At 39.2% G+C, this 25,641-nt stretch carries 14 protein-coding genes; 4 read left to right on the top strand and 10 right to left on the bottom strand.

Features of this window, described 5'->3' with window-relative positions:
• Window positions 1-17: 17 nt before the first annotated feature.
• From GHC26_RS02260 to galU, 10 genes are all read right to left on the bottom strand, one after another.
• Entirely contained in the window at window positions 18-1,487 is a 1,470-nt protein-coding gene (locus GHC26_RS02260; RefSeq protein WP_163969613.1) for an ATP-grasp fold amidoligase family protein, read from the bottom strand.
• Window positions 1,462-3,609 carry a glycosyltransferase family A protein gene (locus tag GHC26_RS02255; protein ID WP_226376822.1) on the bottom strand — a complete coding sequence of 716 codons (2,148 nt, stop codon included), beginning with the start codon at window positions 3,607-3,609 and terminating at the stop codon, window positions 1,462-1,464. The genes GHC26_RS02260 and GHC26_RS02255 overlap by 26 nt, the downstream gene beginning before the upstream one ends.
• The gene (locus tag GHC26_RS02250; protein WP_226376821.1) at window positions 3,602-5,557 is read right to left on the bottom strand and encodes a glycosyltransferase family 2 protein; all 1,956 of its coding nucleotides are present in this window, start codon (window positions 5,555-5,557) and stop codon (window positions 3,602-3,604) included. Before GHC26_RS02250 ends, GHC26_RS02255 begins: the two co-directional genes overlap by 8 nt.
• A gap of 30 nt (window positions 5,558-5,587) precedes the next feature.
• On the bottom strand, window positions 5,588-7,114 hold the full coding sequence (locus GHC26_RS02245) for an ABC transporter ATP-binding protein (protein ID WP_163969611.1): 1,527 nt from the start codon (window positions 7,112-7,114) through the stop codon (window positions 5,588-5,590).
• A 15-nt stretch (window positions 7,115-7,129) separates the two neighbouring features.
• A complete protein-coding gene (locus GHC26_RS02240; protein ID WP_163969610.1) occupies window positions 7,130-7,906 on the bottom strand; it encodes an ABC transporter permease in 777 nt (258 codons plus the stop codon).
• A 620-nt stretch (window positions 7,907-8,526) separates the two neighbouring features.
• A complete protein-coding gene (locus GHC26_RS02235) occupies window positions 8,527-9,321 on the bottom strand; it encodes a glycosyltransferase family 2 protein (RefSeq protein WP_404821757.1) in 795 nt (264 codons plus the stop codon).
• Between the two features lie 46 nt (window positions 9,322-9,367).
• A complete protein-coding gene (locus tag GHC26_RS02230; RefSeq protein ID WP_163969609.1) occupies window positions 9,368-10,495 on the bottom strand; it encodes a glycosyltransferase family protein in 1,128 nt (375 codons plus the stop codon).
• A 12-nt stretch (window positions 10,496-10,507) separates the two neighbouring features.
• Complete coding sequence (locus GHC26_RS02225; RefSeq protein ID WP_318936963.1) at window positions 10,508-11,647, bottom strand: glycosyltransferase; 1,140 nt, start codon at window positions 11,645-11,647, stop codon at window positions 10,508-10,510.
• A gap of 1,089 nt (window positions 11,648-12,736) precedes the next feature.
• Window positions 12,737-16,072, bottom strand: coding sequence for a metallophosphoesterase (locus GHC26_RS02220; protein ID WP_163969608.1), 3,336 nt, complete (start codon window positions 16,070-16,072; stop codon window positions 12,737-12,739).
• Between the two features lie 376 nt (window positions 16,073-16,448).
• Window positions 16,449-17,339 carry a UTP--glucose-1-phosphate uridylyltransferase GalU gene (gene galU, locus GHC26_RS02215; RefSeq protein WP_163969607.1) on the bottom strand — a complete coding sequence of 297 codons (891 nt, stop codon included), beginning with the start codon at window positions 17,337-17,339 and terminating at the stop codon, window positions 16,449-16,451.
• Window positions 17,340-18,019: 680 nt separating this feature from the next.
• On the opposite strand from galU, the gene GHC26_RS02210 reads away from it, so the two are divergent.
• The 4 genes from GHC26_RS02210 to GHC26_RS02195 all read left to right on the top strand — a co-directional run bounded on the left by GHC26_RS02210 (window position 18,020) and on the right by GHC26_RS02195 (window position 25,480).
• Window positions 18,020-19,336, top strand: coding sequence for a nucleotide sugar dehydrogenase (locus tag GHC26_RS02210; RefSeq protein ID WP_163969606.1), 1,317 nt, complete (start codon window positions 18,020-18,022; stop codon window positions 19,334-19,336).
• A gap of 389 nt (window positions 19,337-19,725) precedes the next feature.
• On the top strand, window positions 19,726-22,095 hold the full coding sequence (gene secA2 / locus GHC26_RS02205; protein WP_163969605.1) for an accessory Sec system translocase SecA2: 2,370 nt from the start codon (window positions 19,726-19,728) through the stop codon (window positions 22,093-22,095).
• A gap of 20 nt (window positions 22,096-22,115) precedes the next feature.
• Window positions 22,116-22,991: an accessory Sec system S-layer assembly protein gene (locus GHC26_RS02200; protein ID WP_163969604.1), complete on the top strand. Its 876-nt coding sequence runs from the start codon at window positions 22,116-22,118 to the stop codon at window positions 22,989-22,991.
• Window positions 22,992-23,392: 401 nt separating this feature from the next.
• Window positions 23,393-25,480, top strand: coding sequence for a glycosyl hydrolase family 18 protein (locus GHC26_RS02195; protein WP_205599188.1), 2,088 nt, complete (start codon window positions 23,393-23,395; stop codon window positions 25,478-25,480).
• The last annotated feature ends 161 nt before the right edge of the window (window positions 25,481-25,641 follow it).

Raw genomic sequence — 25,641 nt, 5'->3', positions numbered from 1 at the left:
TCCCGAACCTTGTTATATTAATTGTTCGTTGTATCCTTTATGAATGCTTGATAATCAGCAAATTGCTTTTTGTTTAACAAATCTTGTACTAGTCTTCCTTGAGCTTCTGCAAAATAATCTCCTAGCCACTTATCGGTAGGATCATCAAATTCGTCATAATTACCTGGCTTTGGAGTGAATTCACCAAATACTAACCCATCACGCGAACGAAGGAAATCAATCCGGACAAATGGAGCTGGGATAGCCAAACTAATTTCCTTAGCCATCTCAAGCTCTTCTGGGCTAACCCCTTTTCCTTTGAAAATGTCATCGTCATATTTTCCTGTTCGAACTCGTTTTCCATCACTCGTCCACCAGCAATATTTTAGTTCTGGTACACGACTTATTTCTAGTATGAGCCCAACGTTGCCATAAAAACAATAAAATTTAACATCACTGGCTGGAATTTGTTGCTCGTGATCTTCTAGTACTAACTCTTCCATTGACCACTGATCTTCCTCTACCCAATTAGAAGCAAGATCCTCAGCCATGCTTTCTTTTAATGCATCCCAGCTCATTAGATTAGTCGAACGTTTGATATCGACAATTTTCGTAGGACTATACACGAGATAAACACCACGAGAGCCAGCACCATCAACTGGTTTAATCACAACACCACTTTTTTCAGGGATGTTTGCATACGTATATTTTTCTGGTGAGGTCCAAGGTCTTCTCACCCCTAGCTTGTCCATAAACGCATACGCTCGTTCCTTGTCATCTACCACCCACTCTGGTAATGAGTCGACCAGCTGTTTTTGGCGCATTCGCATCGTTAAGCTAGCACGGAAAGATGAGAGTTGATTCAATGCGACGGGATTTTCCCCTTCTAGTCCTACACGGATCATAAATTCTGGTATATCTTCCACCTTTAAGCTTGGCAAAATTTTTTCATATACATGCCTTTTGTACATCTCTTTCTCATTCATAAAACGGCGTGCTGCGTATCTTAAAGCATTTGTATAATTGGTATCCTTTGCTTTCTTTTGGGTCACTAATTCATCTATGTATGGGAGTAAATCCCCTTCTGCAGATTTTTCTTTTACGAGTTGTACAGCTTCACTGGCATGTATACCTAGTTGATTCAAGGTTGCCTCGTGTAAGCTTTCTCTTGTCTCGTATAGCTGATTTTTCGTTTCTACTAGTTTCGCTTCGAGCTGTTTAATCTGTTGTTCTTGTTCTAATGCTTTTGTACGTCCTGTTATTTTGGCAAAAAAAGATCGTACGTTTCGCAGTGGCGCACTTGCCTTCCATGTCTTACTTTTTTCGACATTTTTTATTTCCTTTTCATTATACCTTTTTTCGCTTTGTTCGTGTTTGAGTAATTCTTCTTTTTTTATTAATTCCTCTATTTTTTCTTCATGATGTGATTTGTGTGGACCTGCTTCTTCCATCGGATGGTTATTACTACTGTTATTTAATTGATCATTGTGTCGTTTGATGGTAACCATCTCCTTTATGAAAGCGTTGATTTTCCACTACCCAATCTGCTAACTGCTTCAAATATAAGGAAGGATCCTCACTAACCCAGTTTTCACTAGCTATTTTCGAAAAGCGTAATTTATTTCCATGTTTTTCCTTGATGGTGTTCCGAATCGTTTGATTGGCTGGATACCATTTCCCGCGTTTTCCGACATAATCCTCCAAATGATTCACACATCGCCTTAATTCGCTAATACTAGAGGCTTCCTTTAGGACTACGCGAACTGTAGCTGGTTGAAGCTTCGGTACATATTGTTGCTTTTCCTGTAAAATTTTCGGATTCATTACAATCACGACATCACAACGAATCGTTTCACCATAGACGAGTAGTTGAATCGAATACCCATCCAGCATTCCCCGTATTGCTGGCTGAATTTCCTTAGGAGTCGTAACCTTGTAATCCGCCAATTGCACTAAGCCAGTTCGTAGTCCTTCTTCTTGCTGTGCTTTCAAAGCTGCTTCTATTTCAGATACATCTTCTTTTAAGCGAAAATCGGCAACAAGCACAACATCAAAATAGCGAGTTCCAGCCTGCTTTTCTTCTCGCTGTGGCCACATTGGTTCTGGTACGGGAAATAAGCGAGTTTCCTGTGAAAAGGGAAAATAAAGCGACACTGCTGATTGATGATAATACCGGTGTGCTTCTGCATATTCTTTTCGTACACCCATTAAAAAGCCATTATAACCAAATGCAGAACTTCCAGTCAGGGAACGAACAGATTGCCTTGGTAGTGACAATGGACCTGTATGCAAATCGACAACATTTTTCGCACCAAACACCTTCATTAGCCGACGTTTAAACTCACTATCTGCCGCAAATCTTACGTTGTCCCAGTACCCGATTTGTTCGATGACTGGTTCTCGTCGAAATAGAAGAGACGACATATTCGAAAAGATGTAATTCCCTGGTGTCCCTCTTCGATAAAGCTTCAAATCTTCCTCTGTTAGTCTTGCATGTTCTGACGTATTCGCAATGACATCCGGATTCTCCATTAAATGCTTCACTTGAATTTCTATTTTCTCTGCATGTGACCAATCATCTGCATCATTAATCGTGACAAAATCACCTGTTGCTTCCTGTAAGGCGATATTTCGCGCTACATAAGGTCCACTATTAACTGGGGTGGAAAGCAATTTAATCCGGTTATCCCGTTGCATATAGCCTTTTACAACATCAACTGTATGATCAGGACTGCAGTCATCCACAATAATGAGCTCAAGATTCCGCCACGTCTGCTCTAAAATAGATTGTATCGCTGTGCCAATCCCATCTTCTGCGTTATAAGCAGGGAGAATAACAGACACCTTTGGACCGTTCGCTATCTTTTTATCCATTGGCTTTGTTTGCAGGTCGTCATAAGTAATTTCACCATCATTTGTTCCAAACGTAATTGGTTGAAGGTTGTATAAACGTAAAGTCTTATTGATCCATTCCAACCGTTTCTCCATCGTTTCTTCCAAATTTGCTAAAGCCAAATATAAATCAGCATGCTCTTTTTGTGTCAACTGTCTTTGTAAAATCTGTTTCCCCTTATCAGGCATCCCTAATCTGTCATAGCATTCTGCCTCGATAATGGCTACTCGTCGCAAACGATCGGTATCATTTTCACGTTGGACCACAGCAGGCAAATAAGCTAATGCTTGTTCAGCACCATCTCTTGTATTTTTATTGGCATACCAAAGCATGAGCTCCCATGCAGCAGCTTGCTTCAGATAACGATTTGGTGGCTCCTTGTATAAGGTTTCTAATTCTTCTAATGCTTTTTCAGTGAATCCAAGATTATAAAGACGATAGAGATGCTTTTTCAATTGATTGGCTGCCTTTTTTCGTTTATAGGCCTTACTATACAGTTCTTTGCGATTTCGTCTGCCAAGTAAAGCAGCAATAATGGTTCGTATAGCGCCTTTCCACTTTCGCATAGATTGAAGCAAGCGCCAAACCTTACTACTCTTTATGTGTAAAAAAGCACCTTGTATCTCCTGTAGCCTTTTTTCCGACTCTTTTCGTTCTATTATCGCTTTTGCTAGTTTTTCATCTAATTCCAGTAGTTCTTGTTCAAGCTTTTGATCAGACTTCCAATCATTAGTCATGGCCTATCAAAGTCTCCCAATCTTCATTTGCAAGATCAACATGATTCCGTTTTTCTACAACGTGATTACTAAAGGACTCTCGAATTCGGTGATTCAACGGATACCATTTCCCCGCGGAACCAAAATACGTTTCCAACTGCTCAAGACAATGCTCGATATTATCTGCTTGTCCATTCTGATTTGGTTCCTCTGTCACCACAACTTGAATCGTCTCAGCCTGAATGTCGGCTACATACTTCTGTTTATCTTCTAAGACGGCTGAATGAATGACAATCAGCTGATCTGTATTAATTTTTTCCCCATAGACAACCATTTGAACACGATCCCCGTCTAAAACGTTTCGCACATCAGTTGTAATAGCAGATGTAAGCGTTAAGTCGAACTGATTCATTTGTACGAGACCAATTCGTTTTGTGTCATGCGCAAGGTGTCTGTTAATCTCTTTTAGAACAAACGAGTCAGACCCCACGATGCGAAAATCAGTTGCAATTACAACATCAAAAAAGCGTCTTCCATCTTGCTTTTCTTCTCGTTTCGGCCACATTGGTTCTGGTACGGGAAAAGGTCTTTTTTCCATTGGATAAGGATAATAAAGGGATTCAGCTTGTTGATGATAGGATTCTAAGCTTTCCACATATTCTTTCCGTACACCCATGAAAAATCCGTTGTAGCCAAATGCTGAACTTCCTGTTAAAGAGGATACGGACTGTCTAGGGAGGGACAAGGGCCCAGTAGAAAGGTCAACATACGCTTGCTTGCCAAATTCCTTCAACAGGCGTCGCTTAAATTCCCCGTCTGCCGCAAAACGAACACTATCCCAATATCCTATCCGCTCCAGGACGGGTTTACGCCTGAACATGATCGAAGACATATTTGGGAAAATATATTTTCCTGGTGTTCCGCGTCGATAGAGTTTTAAATCCTCTTCTGTTAAGCGGGCATGCTCCGATGTATTGGCAATAACCTCACTATTTTCCACTAAGTGTGTTGCTTGCTTCTCGATTTTTTCCCGATGTGACCAATCATCCGCGTCATTGATCGTTACAAAATCCCCGGTTGCTTCGTTTAACGCAATATTACGAGCGACATATGGTCCACTATTTACCGGTGTCTGTAACAATTTAATCCGCGAATCCTGTTGCATGTAGTCTTTCACAACAGCTACCGTGTTGTCTGGACTATGATCATCGACGATAAGTAATTCTATGTTGCGCCATGTTTGCGACAAAATCGACTCAATGGCTGTTCCAATTCCATCCTCTGCATTGTAAGCAGGGAGGATCACAGATACTTTCGGTCCGTCTGTAATGGCTCTGTCCATTGGATCTGTTTGTAAGTCATCATACGTTTGATTTTCTCGAGAAGAAAAAGAAATAGGCTGTAGTTGATAAAACCCCATCGCTTTATTAATCCAGTTTAGCCGCTGATCCAATGTTTCTACTAAGTTAGCTCTTGCTAAATAAAGGTCTGCATGCTCCTGTTCTACTAATCGTTTATGAATAATACTTTTCGCCTGTTCTGGATCGCCTACAAGATCTAAGCACTCCGCATGAATAATTGCAATTCGCCTTAATTGATCTTGATCTGTTTCGCCATCATGGACAGCTGGGATATAGGTGAGCGCTAGTTTGGCACCTTCTTCTGTGTACTTATTTGCATGCCATTGGACTAATTCCCAAGCAGCTAACCGTTTAATCGGTGCATTTTTTGCTGTGTTATGGAATGCTTCTAATTCTTGAAGTCCTCTTTCAACAAAGCCAAGGTTATACAGGTGGTATTTAATTTGTTTTAATTTCTTACGCTGTATTTGCTGTTTTCCATTAATGATGCTTTTCAGCTTTTCTTTTTGTTCAGCTGAAAACATATTCGCCAATGCCTGACGATGGTTTTCACGTAAGACCGAATACAACAACCAGTCAATCGGTCCAATGAGTATCTTTTTCAACATACGAGGCATCCTGACACACCACCTATTTCCTTATGCTTTTTTGTTCGGGACTCTTTGGTTATTCTTTTTCTTCTTCACACCAGTTGCGATCCGATATTTTTCAACCGCTTCTTCCGCACTTCCATCAAATTTGATTTGTCCTTGCTCCATCCAAATGGCACGGGTACAAACCTTTTCCACGAAATTCATACTATGACTTACAATAATGACGGCTTTGGCGCGATCCATCATGTCTTGAATCCGCTCACTTGCTTTTTGTTTAAATGCCATATCTCCAGTTGAGAGTGCCTCATCAATAATAAAAATATCTGGCTTTAAAATGGCAGCGATACTAAACCCGAGTCTTGATTTCATCCCACTCGAATAAGACTTAACTGGTTTATCAATCGCTTTTTTCAACCCAGCAAATTCAACAATTTCATCATATTTTGCATCCACTCGTTTTTTCGGGATTCCTAACAGCATAGCATTTAAATAAATATTGTCAGCACCACTTAGCTGTGCATTAAAACCTGTACCATAACCTAGTAATGAAGAGGTTTCTCCATTTACTTCCAATGTCCCTGTATCAGGGGTTAAGATACTTGTGATCACCTTACATAACGTGCTTTTTCCTGCACCATTATGGCCGATAATCCCAACAACTTCCCCTTCTTTAATCTCAAAGTTCAAATCTTTAAGCGCCCAAAAGGTATCCTTGTTTAATTTAAAAGAAACTCCTACATTTTCGGCTTTTACAACGGTAGTATCTTTAACATCTGTCTCTGTTTTAGCTAAATTAAGGCTCCGTTTTTTGGCAGGCCTTTGTGGAACGGTTGCTTTATAGTGTTCCACGACCTCTTTGGGATCTCCTATTTCACGAACTTCGCCACCATCAATCCACATTAAGCGATCACAGTTTCGCTCTGCATACCGTAAACTGTGTGTCACGATGATTACCATTTTGGCATTTTTTACCAATTCCTTCATTTTTTCAGCCGCTTTTCGACCAAACTTAGCATCACCTGTATTTAATGCCTCATCTAATATGAGAATTTCTGGCTGCAGGTGTGCGGCAACACTAAAGCCTAGTCTTGCTTTCATCCCACTGGAATAATATTTCATCGGCTGGTCAATGAAATCACCTAAATCGGAAAACGCGTGAATGTCATCAATGTAACGAGAAATCAAGTCTTTCTCGATTCCGAGCATCATCCCATTTAAAAAGACATTTTCTCGGCCTGTCAGTTCTTTATTAAATCCCATCCCAAAGGAGAATAGTGCCGTCACCTTGCCATCGACCTCTATCTCCCCTTTGTCTTGTTCTAAAATTCCGGCAATAATTTTACTAAGTGTTGTCTTCCCAGCACCATTGGAACCAATAATACCGAGAATTTCCCCTTTATAGCCGGTAAAATCTATGTCTGTGAGCGGCCAGACTTTCTTGACCTTCTCAGTCTTTCCTCTTTCTTTGAAAAAACGAAACACACGGGATTTATAGTCATCTTTATGCCCACTATAAAAGGAAACACCTATATTTTTCGCTTTGATTACTTTTTCTTCATTGTTATCTGCCATGGTAAAAAACCCTCTTTATAACGCTTTAATGATTTTGTGTTCGTTTTTACTATAATAATATAGAACTAACACCCCAACGATCAGGGAGATTCCCAATATCACAAATAACCCAGTGAAATTTGGGCTTGTTTGATGCATCAAAATATCTCGATAAGACGTAACGAGTATAGCGATTGGATTGAAATCGACTGCCCAACTATATTCAGGTGGTAGGCGTCCACCTTGCCAAATGATAGGGGATGCGTAGAAGAATACCCGCATCAAATGGGACAAAATATTGTCAATATCCCGTACAAAAACAGTTACGTACCCTAGTAATAGGCCAATTGCTAGTAAAAATACCAATGTAATCAGCACTAATAGTGGCAGGTAGATAATCTCCCAGCCTGGAACAACGCCAAAGAATACCAAAAACAAAGCAATTACAATTAATCCGAATGAAAAGTTAAATAATTGCGTAATCGTAAAAGATAACGGAAAGATCGATTTTGGTAATGCGATCTGGTTAATAATGGAACTATACCGTAATATGGATTTAGATGATGAATTTATCGTTGTACTAATCCAGCGCCAAACAACGAGTCCGATAACAAGAAATACGGGATAGCCTTCTCCGCCTCTTCCTAGGATAATCACAACTAAAAAGTAATACACAAGGACGTTTAATAACGGATCTAATAGCCACCAGAAATAACCTAAATAGCTATTTCGGTGTTCTGCTTTTAGTCCTGATTTTACTAAATAAATTAATAAGTCTTTTCGTTTTAATACTTCTTGTAAATATGTTTTCAAACCATTGACACCCGCCTAGATTCTTACAATCATGTATTATTTGGCTATTTTCTAAAAGGTTGTTGCTTTGTCAATTACGCATCCTTAATAAATAGTTGATATTAAATGCAACATAACTTACCGTTCCGGCAGAACACTTCGCTTTCACCAGGGGCACAAGTGCGACATCTGTTCAAACTTGTCGTTTTCACAGTGTCTTCCTAGCCATGGACACGGCCTCAGCCTCCTCAGAAGCAAAGAACGCTTCTTCCGGGGTCTTCGGACACGTGTTGTTTCCATAGGAGTCTACGTATTCTGCCCTCACTGGTAGAGATTTTCTAATTAATAAGTAGTTATAGCTCCTGAAATTAACATTTCGTGTATTTCTTTCTCACCAGAACAGTAGATTAATCAAATCTGTTGAAAATGCGAGACTCCTGCGGGAAAAGGAACAGTCTGAAGACCCCACAGCGAGCGCCTTTTGCTCGCGAGGAGGCTGAAGCGTTCCCCGTGGAAAGCGAGTATTTTCACACAGCGTTGGTTTAGCACTCATATTAAAAAGGATGGAAGTAAGTCAAGCTAAAGTTAAGACGCATCATATATATTAATATCAACAAACTATGTGAAAACAGCCATTTATTCTACTCTTTTTGTGGTGAGATTTTGTACTTCATTAGATTTCGGATTCCTCTTGTAGCATAGTGGAGGAAATACCATATGCTTTTAAAGAGGTTTTGTTTTTCAATTTTTCGGTAGACATACCATTGGCGTCTTGCTGCTTTTATTTTATTACTGGATATCGAATCATCTACTGTTCGGTACTTGGCAAGGATTTCTGGAATGCCATACGCAAGATGACCTCGTTTTGTGAGGGCTAACCAATAGACATAATCCTGTCTAGTTCGTATATCAACCATTTTTAAGTACCCTACTTTCTCCCGATCCAGCATAACGGTCAGGCAGCCTATCACACAATGCCTCAGTAAATCTTCATACCCTACAGCTTTTGGTGCTCGGGATACAGCATTTTTCAAGGTACCGTCTTCTTGCATGCGGATGTATTGTGTAAAGGAAAAACCAACATCTTTCTCCTGCATAAAACGCAGCTGCTTTTCTAGTTTTTCCGGATACCATAGGTCGTCACTATCCAAAAAGGCAATATATCTCCCTTTTGCATGTTCCATTGCGGTATTACGGGCAACAGCTGAACCTTGGTTTTCTTCTAGCACAATTAGGTTGATGCGATCATCTTGTTGTTGATATGCTTTCACATATTCTACGGTTTTGTCTGTAGAACAGTCGTCTACAATGACCATTTCCCAATTAGAGTAGGTTTGTGCTAAAACAGATTCAATGGTTTCTCTAATAAATCGCTCCGCATTATATGCAGGTGTAATAATAGAAATTAAAGGGGTTTGTTTTTTAATATGTGCCACTTTACCAACCCTATCATTTTAATCTAATGCTCTTTACGTATATCTCCTAATCAGCCAACAGCTCGGCATACCAGTCGACTAGTTTCTTTTCTTCTGTTTGCCAGTTTAATTCGTTTAAGACGGCTTTTTTTCCGTTTTCCCCCATTTGTCTTGCTTCTTCTGGGTGCTGTCGCAAATAATCGATTGCCTCTTTTATCTCGGAATCATTATATGGATCAACCGCAATCCCACATTGATATTTTTCCATAAAGTTTTTCCACACCGGAAAATCCGAGCAAATAACTGGCAACCCAGCATTCATATATTCAAAAAACTTCGTGAGTTCTTTCTTCTTATAATGATCGGTTGGCGGGAAAAGCGCAATCCCTGCTAACCAATTATGGCTTAAGTACCGTTCTTCAATCTGCTCTTTTGGAATGAACTGATCAATTCCTTCAATCTCCAGCCTATCTTGGTCCTCCCCAGCGATGGCATACATTTCATTAGCTAGTTCACTTGGACATTTTCCGATAAAATGAACCCCTATCCCCTCATCAATATTGGGGATCTTGGCATGGATTTTGGCACCACGAACATAGGAGACATTACCAGTATACAATAATTTATCTTCAATCGGACTATTTGTACGATCATGATTAATAAAATCCTGATTCACCGTTGGGTAGTTTAGTATACATCTTCCCCTTGGATAGATATCTTTATAATACTTTTCCGCCAAACAAAGCTCCATATGGCGACTGAAGAATTTCTCGATATATTTATACGTTGTGGCAACCCATTTTTTGAACGGTTTTGCTAAATAATCCTTTTGCATGATACTCGTAATATAATCTTCATGAATATCATAAATGACTACATTATGTTTCTTTTTTAACAGCCATGCAACTGGCAAAAGCTCTGGGTCATGAAAATGATACACATCTGCCTTTTGCTTTTTTGCTTTCTGATAGGCATCCAGTGTACCAAAAATCATTCGTTTTAATCTGCTTGTATATTTCTTTACAGGGATATGCTTAATCGGCTTTTCTGTTTGGGAATTCTGGTCCGCAATTTGCGCAATTAACGTCACATCATATCCTGCCTGTGAAAGAGACATACATTCTTTATGGTAAATTCGTGGGTCATATGGATGATGAACCGTTGTCATATGGACCACGCTTTTTGGAGAGTTCATCCCCATCAGCTCCTATTGAAAATTTCGTTGTGGCTGTTCTCCCGATTGATCAAACGTATCTTCATATTGTTGCACAATGTTTCTCGCATCAAACTGCGCTGCTCGTTCTAACCCTTTTTCTATCAGTTTCGTTTTTTCCGTTTCATCTAAAGTTAAGACTTCCACAATATTGGAAGCCAGCTCTTGATCATTTCCTACTTCACATAGCTTTCCATATTTACCATGGTCCAACACTTCACTAGCTCCAGGTTTTGCATTTGTCGCAACAACTGGTGTGCCTGAGGCTAGTGCTTCAGCTAAAACATGGCCAAAGCCTTCGCGAATAGAAGATAAAACAAATACATCTGCATGATGAAAATACATGTATGGGTTTTGCTGAAATCCAATGAAATGGACACTATCCTGCATATGTAAGTCTTCTGCCTGTTTCTTTAAATCATCTTTTAATTCCCCTTCACCGAGGATAACAAGCTGTGCATTGACCTCTCTATGTACTTGGTGAAATGCTTTAAGCAAAGTTGCGTGGTCTTTATCTTTCACGAGTCTCCCCGCTGTTACGATAACCTTGGATTCTCCATGAAAGAGCTGCTGATGTTCTTCTGGCAATTCCCCATGTTGAATATTCTCCTGGATATTGCGTAAGTCAACAGGATTATAGATAACTCTGATTTTTTCTGCTTTTACGTTGTATCGCTTCACAATATTGTCTTTCACACCATGTGAGAGTGCAATCACATCACTAGCCAACTTATACAAAAATCCATATACCTTTAGTTTAAGATTTGCAGAGAAGGTCCCTCCCAAATACGCTGCTTCCCGAACGACAATTTTCGCACGGGTAAAAGAACATAATCTAGCGAGAATGGCAACTGTGTTATAATTTGGAATCGTACTAAAGACAATGTCTATTTGTTCACGTCTAATTACTTTCGCTAATGGAATAATAGCAGATCGCAATCGTTTTGTGTTTAATTTAATGAATTTTATATCAGAATTCAGATATGCTTCATAATTCCCCTCGTAATTCAATGTTACCAAAACTGGGGTGAAGCGAGATCTGTCTAAATGATTAATGATATTTAATAGGGTTCTGGCAGCTCCACCTGCACCCATTTGATAGATGAAAAATAGTACCTTTTGCTTCTCCACCATCTTCAGCCTTTCCTGCCTTTTTTAGATCGGTATACGTTCTAAAGCTATACGCAAGGCATTATAGCATTATACCATAGCATGGGGAAGAAATAAATTGTCGGAAAGTTGATGAGATTTGGGTAGCGTAACGTGGTCGCTTACATAATTAGCAATAAATGAAAGTTGGGTATCATTCGGATATGGAAAATAACCTTTTATACAGGCAAAAACTGCTTCCAAAGATCATCTTCACCAAATTCTTAGCTTTTAGTCATTTGTTAAAAGGAAATAAATCTTGACATCGTTTACTAAAGGCTATTTTCTAAATGATTGTTGCTTTCAGGTATCAACATACTGCACATAAGATGGATTATACGCAATAAAAAAGTGCTGTTGATTTCCGCTCCAGACAGTCGCTTTCACCACGGGCATAAGTGCGACATCTGTTCAAACTTTACGTTTTCACAGTGTCTTCTTTACCGCGGACAACGCTTCAGCTTCCTCGGAAGCAAAAACCGCTTCCGATCTTCAGCTGTTGTTTTTCCGCAGGAGTCGACTGTCTTACGCTCCAATCAACTATCGTATAAACATAATATTTAATAGGAAATGTTGATCAAATCAGTGGAGGAAATATACGTAGACTCCAACGGTTCGTCGGCTAAGCTCGGTCACGTCCTGTGACCAACGCCGACACTAGAACGTCCTGTTCGTCGAAAAGGCCTAGATGAGACCCCGCAAACGAGGAACGAGTTGAGGAGGCTCAGCAGCCACCCGTGGAAAGCGAAGTATATTTCCGGAACGGATAAATGCTCTAAACATCATATACTGCGCACAATATGAATTATGCGCAGCAGTAAGAACAACATAGTATACGAAAAGCGCCTTACTAAATGATTAAAAAATCATAAATCAAAAAGAATTTCGCCTGCCAGTTATTATCCCTATTGTCTTATACGTACCTGATTCCTGATTACCGCTACGCGCAGGTTCACAACTTGTTTCCTTTTCCTTGTGCTATTCTTCTTCATAGTTTCTTGATCTACTTAACGATTAGAAAAAAAACATCCAAGTTGTTACTGAACTTGGACGTTTTTTCATATAATTCTATAACTAGTTTTGTATCCCTTTAATTCTACGATAAACTATTACAGATAATCCTGTAATAATACTTATCAAACCAGCTAATAGCCATCGATACATCGACGTTGCTGTTTCAGGCAGTAATTCACCAGATTCATCCGTTGACTCGTTATCTTTTACTTTTTCACTACCTGATTCCTTACTACTACCATTCTCTTGTTCATTTTCCATTGTATCACTTTCCTCTAGCGATGAATCGTTGCTTTCTTTTTGTTGTTGATTATCACCTGTTGTAGGCTCTTTTTCTTCAGCATTTTGTTCATCCGATGAGTCTTCTTCAGGATTTGCCTGTTCCTCCTGCTCTTCCTCCTCATCATCTACTTCTTTTTGTAATGTAAATGTATCCACTAGTTCGTCATCAATAGTGTAAACCTCCGCAGTTAGTGTATCACCATCAATAAGAAAAGAGGTGAACAGCTGTGTGTCTTCATCAAATAATACATCTACATATTCATATGTTTGAGCAGGATAAAACTTTGGTCCAGCCGAACCACCTATCATATACTGTGTGCCATTCCCATCTGTATGTGGTTGTCCATCCTTCATTAAATGTGATTTCATATAAGCATGATCATGTCCCGTCAAAACTAAGTCAACACCTAATTCTTCTAATACAGGCGCAAACGTTTCAGCAGTTGCTCCAGTCCCTGTTAACGGATTGCTAGAGTATGGAGCTCTATGAAACATAGCAATCGTCCATTGCTTATCAGACTCTTCTATTTCTTGGCGTAACCACTCTTGTTGTTCTTCCATATCTTGTATTCCAAATTCTGAGTTCAACATTAGAAATCGAGCATTTCCATAATCAAAAGAATAGACAAACCCTTCTTTACCGGAAGGACCGTTTTGTGGATAAGGGAACAAGTTTTTAAAGATATTCTCCCCATCTCCATATACTTCATGGTTACCAAGCACAGACATAAAAGGTAATTTCGTCGTTACATCCTGAGAAGCTTCCATGAAATATTCCCATTGTGAAATGTTATTACCTTCGTCTACGATGTCACCACCATGTAAAACAACGTTTGTACCTGGAAACTTCTCCAAACTTAGGTTATATAAATCTGTCCAGTACTCAAATCCCTCTCTATTTTGTGCCTGTGTATCGGTAACAAACATAAACCGAAATGGTTCTTCCTCTGCTGACTCCGTAGTGAAAGTTCCGACTTCACTCCAACTTCCTTCAGTCCCATCGCCAACACGATACTGATATGTCATACCAGGCGATAATCCAGTAGCCTCACTGTAATGAAGCATCATTTCTGCCTCTTCATTTGAAAATAACTCACTAGTTCCCGTATAACGCTGTAACTTTTCACTATCAAATCCGTTTCCTTCTGGCACCACCTCAACTACTGAATCCGTAACCGCCGTGCCTGTTCTCCATGTAAAATGCTGAGATGTTTTCGGATCGCTCACCCAAGTTAAGACAATATTTTCTGGCTTTTGTGTTCCTAGTTGTGGAAGTGTTTCAAAAGACATTACCTGACTCACCAACTCACCTTTACTGGCCTGGATTTTTATTGGTATCCTAGCTATTGTTAACAGATCCGTATTCATTTCGCCATTACGATCTGTCTCCTCGAAAAGAGAACTCCATTCTACTTCTTCAACATCCTCTTTCGGAACATGATAATAGCGTTGCTCCCCATTTGGCATAAAGATTCGATAATAATCAAAACCATCATACGGATATTTGGCAATTGGCATGTATGTACCTACATCAACACTCTTAAATGGTTCACCAGCTACACCACTTCCACCCTTATAGATATCTGTTGGTTCCACAACTTTGATGAGCTTTTGATCATTTAGTATATTAATTTTTGCTCCTTCAACAGCATTTCCTTGTTGGTCTTCTACAGTAATCTTACTAGGTGTGTTTAATGATTTTCCTTCTATCGATAACTTCAATGGTTGTTCAATTGGCGCACGAAAAGGTTTTACAAAAAACGGCAGTGTTCCGATCGATGAATCTGTATATGTTAAGGAACCATTCGTCATCGCTAAATCAACTTCCCCTGATGCATCCAACCCTAGCCGAAACGTCATGGTTGCGAATACTTCTTCGTCACTGTTTGATATGTCTTGAAGATTGTCCCACTTTAAATGAATCTCACCTGTTTTCTCATTGACGGTATTTTCAACAATGGCATTCTCGTATTTTTCTGGTATTTCAATTTGAATACCACTTTTATCACCCTCGCCATCCACCAATTCAAGTAAATTACTATCATAGGAAAATTGAGCTTCCATTCCACTAAGCGTATTTGCTTCTTCCATCATTAGATCCAATTCAAAAGTCGAACCAGCATAAGCCTCTTCAGGACCTTCCCATTTAAGTTGGGGTCCTCCCGTAGATATTTCAAATTTCCAGCTATGAAATTTATGGTTACCTGCATTATCATATACTTCTACCCGTGCTTCATGTAATCCCTCAGCTAACGGAGTATCAGGGGTGTAGGAAACCTTTCCTGTTTCCACATCAAATTCTGGCGTAACTGCATTCCCGTCAATTTTCATAAAAATGCGATCTTCATCAATCCCAGATTCTTCGTCTACTCCTATAGCACTAATTTCTGGCTGATTTGTATTGGTAATTTCATTTTCACTAGGAGTAAAATTGGATAAGGTAGGATTGGTAACATCCTCATCGAATTCACCATAGATAGCTCGAATATTATCAATATAAATTGTATCAGCTGTTTTGCCATCATCATTTGTTGCCATATACCGAACAGGTAAATCCATACGAAAAGGCGCTTCCCAATCCGACGGAATAGAGGCCTCTACATATTTCCAACCTTCCCATGTCACGCCATTTGGGTAATCATTTGTGAAATCAATATTAAAGCTTTGTCCATTAGCATCAGTCACTTGTTGTCGTAGCCAATGCTTATTCCCATCACCATAGACCCACATGCCAATTTTTTCAGGGGTACCAGGAATGTCAATCTCAGTATCCTTGGAGGCATACACACCAGATGTTCCTTGTGTTCCGATAAAATCATAGTCTAATTTCAAGGCATTGTTTCCAAATCGTACTACCTCGTTTGAGATAGAAGCATTAATAGTGTTATACCTCGCACCAGTTACTTTCCAACTACTTATTCCCTCTTCAAAATCCTCAAGTACTATGTAGGGTGCGTCTACTTCCACATCCATTTGGCCTTCACTTTTTTGCGCGTCTATTTCTTGTTGTTCCGGATCCGTTTGTTCCTCAGCTAAAACAGAAACTGTAAAATGACTAAACATATTACTTATCACCAATAAACATAACAATGATAGAATTAAGAACCTTTTCAACTTTATCTCCCCTCCCTTTTGATTCACTTCATAATTAGTTCTTACAGCATTTTAGTGGAAAACACCTCCTATTCTTAAAAAATTTCCTATATTTCTACTATAACGATACTAGATTAAGTAGCTGTAAACTGAAGTTAAATATTCCTTAATATAGTGAAACTTCAATCAGTGGGGGTTTCTTTTCCTCCCCCACTGATTGTTAGTTGAACGAATCGGACATTTACGGGCAGTTTGATCCCCCACTTATCTTTCTTGGATCTCCTCGAAATCTTAAAGTGGGGGTCTTACTGCCCGTTACATGCGGGATAAAAAGAAAAAGGAATTTGGATGTTGACCAAATTCCTTTTAATATGAGTATTTAATTGTTGAACTAAAATCAACCCTTACTATTTAAATCTTCTAATTTCTGCTCCATGTACGCTTTTATATCATCATGTAAATCATCCCGATTTAATGCAAAATCAATGGTTGCCTGCACAAATCCTAATTTACCGCCAATATCATATCGTTCTCCGGTAAAATTATAGGCTAGGACTTGCTCCTTTTCGTTTAATTTTTCCAACGCATCCGTCAATTGAATTTCCCCATCCTTCCCTGGTTCTTGCTGTTGTAAGATCGAGAATATTTCAGGAGAAAGGACATATCTGCCCATGATTGCTAAATTAGATGGTGCCTCCTGTCTTGGTGGTTTCTCCACTAAGGACTCCACTGCTGTTACATCGTCTGTAAATTGTTTAGATGATAGCGGCTTAATAATTCCATATTTCGAAACATCTTCATATGGTACATCATGGACCCCGACAACAGAAGAATCGAACTTATCATGGACATCAATTAACTGCTTTAAGCATGGCTCCTCCGATTCGACAATATCATCCCCTAATAAGACGGCAAATGGTTCATCCCCAATAAAGGTATGTGCACAGGCAATCGCATGTCCGAGCCCTCTTGGTTCTTTTTGTCTGATGTAGTGAATATTCGCAAGCCTTGAGATGGATTGAACCATCTCCAGCATATCGGTTTTTCCTTTTCGTGCTAAGGTTTCTTCTAGCTCATACGATATATCAAAATGATCTTCAATTGCTCGCTTTCCACGTCCAGAAATGATGATGATATCTTCTATTCCAGATGCAACAGCTTCTTCAACAATATATTGAATCGTAGGTTTATCGACAATTGGAAGCATTTCCTTTGGTTGTGCTTTTGTCGCTGGTAAAAAACGTGTCCCTAACCCAGCTGCTGGTATAATAGCTTTTTTTACACTCATTGTTTTTTCTCCTTCGTTCGCCTTCGTCTGCTTTCGTTTAGCATTCGTATATGAATAAGTTTATCACACAGAGGTATTCTAGCAAATCGGTATCACTATACAATGCAATCATTTTACAAAATCTGTATAATAAGATATATGTTCGATGTTGTTTTTTTAATGTCGCATTTTTATATGATGCACATTAAAATTACGCAATTGATTTCCGCTACGGATAGTTGCTTTCCACAGGCACGGCCTCAGCCTCCTCGGAAGAAAACCGCTTCCTGCGGGGTCTTCTGACACGTGCTTTTCCTGCAGGAGTCGACTATCCTACGCTCCAATCAAGCCTTGTTTGATAGTACATTAATAAAAGGTAAAATAGCATAACATAGTGGAGGAAATACACAAAGACTCTCTAAACGAGGAACGAGTTGGGAGGCTCACCAGCCGCCCGCGGTAAAGTAGACACTGTGAAAACGAAAAGTTTGAACAGACGTCGTATTTATGCCTCTGGTGAAAGCGAAGTGTATTTCCAGAACGGTGGGAAAACAATTTCTTTAATTACTACGCATATTAACTATGCATTAATATCAATCCACCTAAATAGTTATTGCTATACAAGAACAAACTATAAAGGTATAGTATTTTTGGAATAGGTTATTGACGAAACTTTATGTAAAAAAGGAAGGCAAAAAATCATGAGCTTGTTTGAAAAGATAAAAGCAAAAAAAGAAAAAATCTCCGTTATTGGTTTAGGCTATGTGGGATTACCATTAGCTATTGAACTTGCGAAAAATTATGATGTAGTCGGTTTTGATGTCAATGAAGAAAAATTGGAGAAATACCGCAATGGTATCGATGTGACAGATGAAGTTGGGAACGAAGCAGTTCAAAATACGACAATGACGCTCACAAGTGATGAAGCGGAATTAAAGAATTGCAAATTTCATATTGTAGCAGTTCCTACACCAATTAACACCGATAAAACACCAAATTTAAATCCTGTCATTGGTGCTAGTGTTACTGTAGGCCGAAACTTAACGAAGGGTTCCATTGTGGTATATGAATCAACCGTTTATCCAGGAACAACTGAAGAAATATGTATTCCAGAGCTAGAAAGAGAGTCAGGCCTGAAGTTCGGTGAAGACTTTAAGGTCGGCTATTCACCAGAACGAATTAACCCTGGTGACAAAGTAAATACATTAACGAAAATTATTAAAATTGTTTCGGGTTCTGATGACGAAGCACTTCAAGAAATCTCCCAAGTGTATGGCTCCATTATTGAGGCAGGGGTCCATGAAGCAGAATCGATTAAAGTAGCCGAGGCTGCCAAAGTTATCGAAAACTCTCAGCGTGATATCAATATCGCCTTTATGAATGAGCTATCAATGGTATTTAATAAAATGGATATTAACACAAAAGCCGTGCTAGAAGCTGCTGGAACAAAGTGGAATTTCTTGAAGTTTACCCCTGGACTGGTTGGCGGACACTGTATTGGTGTTGACCCGTACTATTTCACATATAAAGCCGAACAATTAGGCTACCATTCGCAAATCATCCTGTCGGGTCGCAAAATCAACGATGATATGGGCAAATATGTAGCAAGCAATATTATCAAGAAGATGATTAAAGCTAAGCAAGAAATTGATGGTGCGAGAGTTGCGATATTTGGACTAACCTTTAAGGAAAATGTGCCAGATGTTCGAAATACGAAGATCATTGATATTATCAATGAATTAAAAGAATTTGGTGTAGAGGTGCTTGTGCATGATCCAGTGGCAGATCCAGATGAGGTTTATCGCGAATTTAACATTAAACTAAATGCGTTAGAGGACTTAAATAACCTAGATTGTGTTGTACTAGCTGTACCACATCGAGAATTTAAGGAAACCTACGAACTAGATATGCTAGACCGTTTATATAAAGATGAAAACAAAAAAGTTCTAGTGGATGTAAAAAGTGTCCTGGATCATAAAAAATGTGAAGAAAAAGGGTATTACTATTGGAGCTTATAATAAAGATCCCCGCTCAGGCAGGGATCTTTTTTTGTATTTTGAGAGTAGATCAGTTCTATCGGTCAATATTTAAGGTGGTCTACCAATAATAGTGCTTCATCAATCCCGTTGGCTTAAGTGCACCTTACTTTGGCTCAACATTCCCAACCATCGGCTCAAGTTCACAATTCCTCCGCTCAAGTTCAAAATTCAAAGGTCGAAGTTCACCATTCAACGGCCGAAGTTCACAAAAAATCTACCTATTCAGCACAAATTCACTCCACACTCAGCTACAAAAAATAATAGATCTTGGTGAAATTTGCTTTCCTATAATTACACATGTTTCCACAATCTTATTCATGTTATAATAAGTTCTATATGATTATTTATAGCTAAGGAGCTTTTTATATATGAAATTCTTGCAAAAACGACAAGAAGCAAAAAAACAAAAGGAATTAAAACCTTACGATAAAATCGTTCAGAAAATAAATAAAATGGAAATAAACTATGCCAAGCTTACAGATGAAGAACTTCGGCAAAAAACCGACGAATTCAAGGATCGCCTACAAAATGGAGAAACGATACATGACTTAGCTGTCGAAGCCTTTGCAACAGTACGCGAAGCATCGAAGCGTGTTTTAAGATTGCGTCATTTTGATGTACAGCTTTTAGGTGGCCTTGTGCTGTTAAAAGGAAACATCGCTGAAATGGCTACAGGAGAAGGGAAAACGCTCGTTGCATCCTTGCCAAGTTACCTTGTCGCATTGGAAGGAAAAGGCGTTCATATTATTACGGTCAATGATTACCTAGCACGACGGGATAAGGAATTGATCGGACAAATTCATGAATTCCTCGGTCTTTCCGTTGGCTTAAATGTACCTGGCCTTGGCACCACTGAAAAACAACAAGCCTATCAATGTGATATTACCTATGGGGTTGGGACGGAATTTGGTTTTGACTTTTTACGAGATAATACAGTCCAGGATCTTCGTCAAAAGGTACAACGTCCGTATCATTTTGCCATTGTGGATGAAGTGGATAGTGTGCTCATTGATGAGGCGAAAACACCCCTTATTATTGCTGGAAAGGACAAGCCAAGTGATCGGTTATATGGGGTATGTGCCAATGTAATCAAAAGCCTGAAACAGGATGAAGATTTCACCTATGATCTGGAATTAAAAGTTGTTAATTTTACCGAAAAAGGGTTAAATAAATGCGAAAAAGTGTTCGGCGTCGAGAATTTATTTGATCTTGAACATAGCTCATTATTCCACTCCCTATTACAAGCATTACGTGCAAGAATGCTGTATGAACGTGATGTTGATTATATTGTCGAACAGGGTGAAGTGAAACTCGTCGATATGAATACTGGCCGTATTATGGAAGGTCGTAGTTTGAGTGATGGGCTTCACCAGGCTATTGAGGCAAAAGAAGGACTTGTCATCACCGAAGAAAATAAAACACATGCATCCATTACGATTCAAAACTATTACCGTATGTACCCAACACTTGCTGGGATGACGGGGACAGCAAAAACAGAAGAAACGGAGCTGCGATCTGTTTATGGCATGGACGTTATTTCCATTCCAACCAATAAACCAAACCAGCGTATGGACCACGATGATATGGTTTTTGAAACTAAGGAGCAAAAATACCGTTATCTTGTAGAAGATGTCAAAAAACGCCACCAAAAAGGACAGCCTATTTTAATTGGGACAACATCCATTTTACAATCAGAAGCTGTCGCAGAACACCTTGCAAAAGTACAGATTCCTTATCAGCTATTAAATGCTAAAAGTGTGCAACAAGAGGCAAACTTAATTGCTTTAGCTGGACAAAAAGGGGAAATAACGATTGCGACGAATATGGCTGGTCGTGGTACCGACATTATGCTCGGAGATGGTGTTAGTGAGCTTGGTGGGCTTCATGTGATTGGAACAGAACGGAATGAAAGTCGCCGAATTGACAACCAGCTAAAAGGTCGTGCTGCTCGTCAGGGTGATCCTGGTTCCACTCAATTTATCATATCACTCGAGGATTACCTGTTTATCCGCTATGCGGCCGATGAATTAGAACGGATGAAACCTAAATTTAAAATTAATAAAGACGGACTGATAACTTCTGCCAACGTGACGAAATTTGTGGAAACAGCACAAAAAATTAGCGAAGGTGTCCAATCCCAGTTCCGTGATTTCAATCTAAACTTAGAGATGGTTATTAACGACCAGCGAAAAGTAATTTATCAATTACGTGATCAACTATTAGAAACGGACAGTCCCATTGGCTTTATGATCAAACATACAAAGGATCTCCCATATGCTTTTATTGATTCATTCTGTCATGACGATCTTTTACCAGAAGAATGGGATTTAAATCGATTGGAAAACGAATTAAATACGATCTTGATGTCGGATGTTGCCTTTGGGGAAACCGAGTTTGAAACAGCAGATGATGTGAAAGAGTTTATCAAACCAACTGTAAATGAGCATATCGAACTCATGACTTCGTTTAAAGAACAAGAGAAAATAGAGAAACCCGTGAAAGGAATTGGCCTGTTTGTCATCGATACGTTATGGAAAAAGCATTTGAATACGATGAATCAGTTAAAAGAAGGGATTGGCATTCGCCAGTATCAGCAAGAAAATCCAATTGAACTCTTCCAAAAAGAAGGATACAAGGTGTTTGAAGCCATGTATCATGATTTGGAATATGAACTCGCTGTACGGGTAAATGGGTTTATTCAAAAATCAGTTAAAGCAGATAAAGAAAGTACGAATTAAGCAGTGGAAAGGAAGATTGTATGTTTAACTTCTCCAAGAAAAAGAAAAAAGAGGAAAACGAGGCTGTTGATGCAGCAGCGTATTTAGATCAAGAAGACACGACAACGACAGATGAAATGGAAACAACCTTATCCATTCCAGATAATTGGAACGTATCAAACGAAGAGCGTTATGTTTATGCCTTTCATAATAATGAAGCACCAAATCTAAAGGTGAATCAAATTTCAATTTATGGAATGGAAATTTTAAAGCAGAATGACAACCAAATTGTCGTCACGGGATTAATACGCAATACCGTTCCAAAAACAGTCAAATTTGCCAAAACGAATATCTTACTACTAGGATCTGATCAAAAAGTTATTGCAAAAAAGGAATTTGATCTAGCTAGATTAGGGAATATCCCAGCTAATGGTGCACGTCCTTGGAAGTTTGTGTTTGGAAAAGAGGATATTAAACAAAAACCTGATGCACCATTGCGTGACTGGACATTAGCATTTGAATTAAAGAAAAAACACCAGCTTGATTTAGAGGAATCGTGGGAAAAATCGATTGCTGATGAAACGAAGACGAAGTTAGAACAAATTGTCTCCAATGCACCATCATTAAAGCCTGGTGAAGTGAATTTTATGGGGTTAGATGCAAAACAAAAAGACAGTGGGGACCTTGTTGTGACGATATTAATCCGCAATGGCTCTGAGAAGAATATCTCCCTACAGCAAGTTCCATTAGGTGTGAAAGATGCTAGTGGTGATGAAGTGGCCAAGGGAGGATTTAAGCTAGAAGATTTCAGTGTGAAAGCTAATACAAGTAAACCATGGACCTTTATCTTCCCAACCTCTATGATTACGAAAGAAGATATTGACTTATCTCGTTGGCAGGTATATCCGTTACAATAACACAAAGACTATTACCGATTTGTAATCGGTAATAGTCTTTTTTGCTTCTAGAGTCGGAGTCGCCAAGTCTTATGGAGTTTTTAGGGTCCTCATTCCGCTATTTCTTATAAATACCTGTTTCTAGCATGATATGCTCTATTCGGTCATTTCCCCCCTATTTTTAGTTGCTTTTGCTCATATAACGGAATCAGGAACCTCTTCACTCCCTTTTAGGCCGCTTTTCTGGATTTAGCGGATTGAGGATTCATACTAGTCATAATTGATCCTCATTCTTGTGCCTCTTACTCTACAAACCCAAAAAATAACTTGATTAGAACCCATTCCTGGATTTTACATATAAATTCAATACCTAATCATACTAAAACAACGAAGTCTTAATCATGCCACATATGGAGGTAACCATGGATTTTATACATTACAAGCTGGAAAAAACAGATCAAGGCTATATTGCTTATTTATATGTAGATCCTACTATAGAAGAGTTTTCGGCAGAACTTGGCGAAACGCCTACCGAACGCACCCATAATCTTCGCCAAGTAGTTCAGCAATTTGTCAAGAAGCGGTTAAAAGGGGTGCCGATTATTACAGCGAAAGTAATGATAGGTACAACCCTACTCACTTCTATTCCGATGCAGTTTGATTCAGTAAGTGCACATGATGCCTCCTTCAATATGTCTTATATTTACTTCGGGAATACAACATCGCAAATCCAGGCAGTAGATCGAACAAATGAGAATTTGAATGTGGTCTCTCCATCCTATTTTGATTTGAACCAAGATGGTACATTAAAATTAACCCCAATGCTCGATCGTCACTTCATTCAGGAAATGCACAACAGAGGAATAAAAGTAGTTCCTTTCGTTAGTAACCATTGGGACCGAGAATTAGGACGAACTGCATTGGAAAATCGGGAGGTATTAACAGATCAAATTGCTAAAGCCATCATAGATTATGAATTAGACGGGGTAAATGTGGATATCGAAAATGTAACAGAAGTAGATCGCGATAACTATACCGATTTCGTTAAATTACTTCGGGAAAAGCTTCCAGCAGATAAAGAAATATCTGTTGCTGTTGCAGCAAACCCCAATCACTGGGATAAAGGTTGGCATGGTTCTTATGACTATAAAGCCTTATCCGAGCACGCTGATTATTTAATGCTAATGGCATATGATGAAAGCTACCAAGGTGGCCCAGCTGGACCTGTCGCTAGTATGGGATGGGTGGAGAGATCTATTAAAGCAGTTGTGGAAGACAACAATGTTCCTCCAGAAAAAGTCGTCTTAGGCTTACCCTTTTTTGGACGGTATTGGAATCATGCTGAAAATACGGGTGGCTATGGTGCTTCTAATCACCAGGTAGAATCCCTCATTACCAAATATAATGGAACCGTTACATTTGATGAAGCTTCCCAATCACCAAAGGCATCCTTTACGATAAAAGAGGGAGACCCTACCACAACCATTTCTGGACGTACACTTAAACCAGGTACTTATGAGTTATGGTATGAAAACAATCAATCGATAAAAGCCAAAATTGACCTCGTCCATAAATATAACCTAAAAGGAACAGGCAGCTGGAGTCTTGGCCAAGAAAATGCTGCTGTCTGGGAGCATTATGGAGTATGGTTACGAGAGCATATTGACACAATTCCAGTGGATGGAGATGGGCAGGAAATTACCGACAATACGGAAGCAGCTCCTTCCATAGATTATCCGTTTGTAGATTCTGGGAATCATTGGGCACGAGATGAGATTTTATATGTTCAACAAAAGAAGTGGTTTGAGGGAATAGGTGACAGGAAATTTGCACCAAATGATACGCTCTCAAGAGCAGCAGCTGCAACCGTAATCGTTCGAGCACTAGAGTTACAGCCACTTAAACCAACCACTCAACCCACGTTTGCTGATGTAAAGAATCACTGGGCAAAGGACGCTATTGAAATTGCAGCACAGCACGGAATATTTCACGGAAAAGGAAATGGTGAATTTGCTCCAGACGAAACATTAACACGTGAACAAATGGCAACGGTACTTGACAACATTTTCCGCGATATGTATGATCCTGCTAAGAAGTCTGATCCTATCCCATTTCAGGATATTTCCAAAGACAAATGGTCCTATGATGCCATTGTCTCCATGAAGCAGCAAGGTTTTTTCCAAGGTACAAGTCCTACTACATTTGAACCTACTACTAGTGTATCCAGAGCTCAAATGGCTACGATTTTAACAAATGCAGCCGATCGAATTGCACAACAAAAAGGAGAAGTTGTTTTCCCACGAAATCTGAAATTACAGAACGAAGGTGCAGATGTTACGTTATTGCAGATTTACTTAAAACGTCTAGGATATACAACGCAACCTGCAACAGGAATTTTCGACAAAAAGACAGACTCATTGATTCGATCTTTCCAGCAAGACCATAATTTAACTTCTGATGGAATTGTTGGTCCACATACGAGTGGAAAGCTATTGGACGTAATACGATAGGTGAAGGTTAACTCTTTTATTTCACCTTCACCTATCACACCCGTAATTGTAACTAACACATACGCTGAATCCTATAGTATTTTTGAATCTCTTCGTCAAAAACACCAGAATATAGAGATTTTTTCGTTCCTTCACCTAATTATACCTTTACTACATATTTT

Source organism: Oceanobacillus halotolerans (assembly GCF_010993955.1).
Classification (GTDB): domain Bacteria; phylum Bacillota; class Bacilli; order Bacillales; family Amphibacillaceae; genus Oceanibacillus_A; species Oceanibacillus_A halotolerans.
Note: the sequence above shows the minus strand (reverse complement) of the source record. Positions and strands in the feature narration are given on the sequence as shown.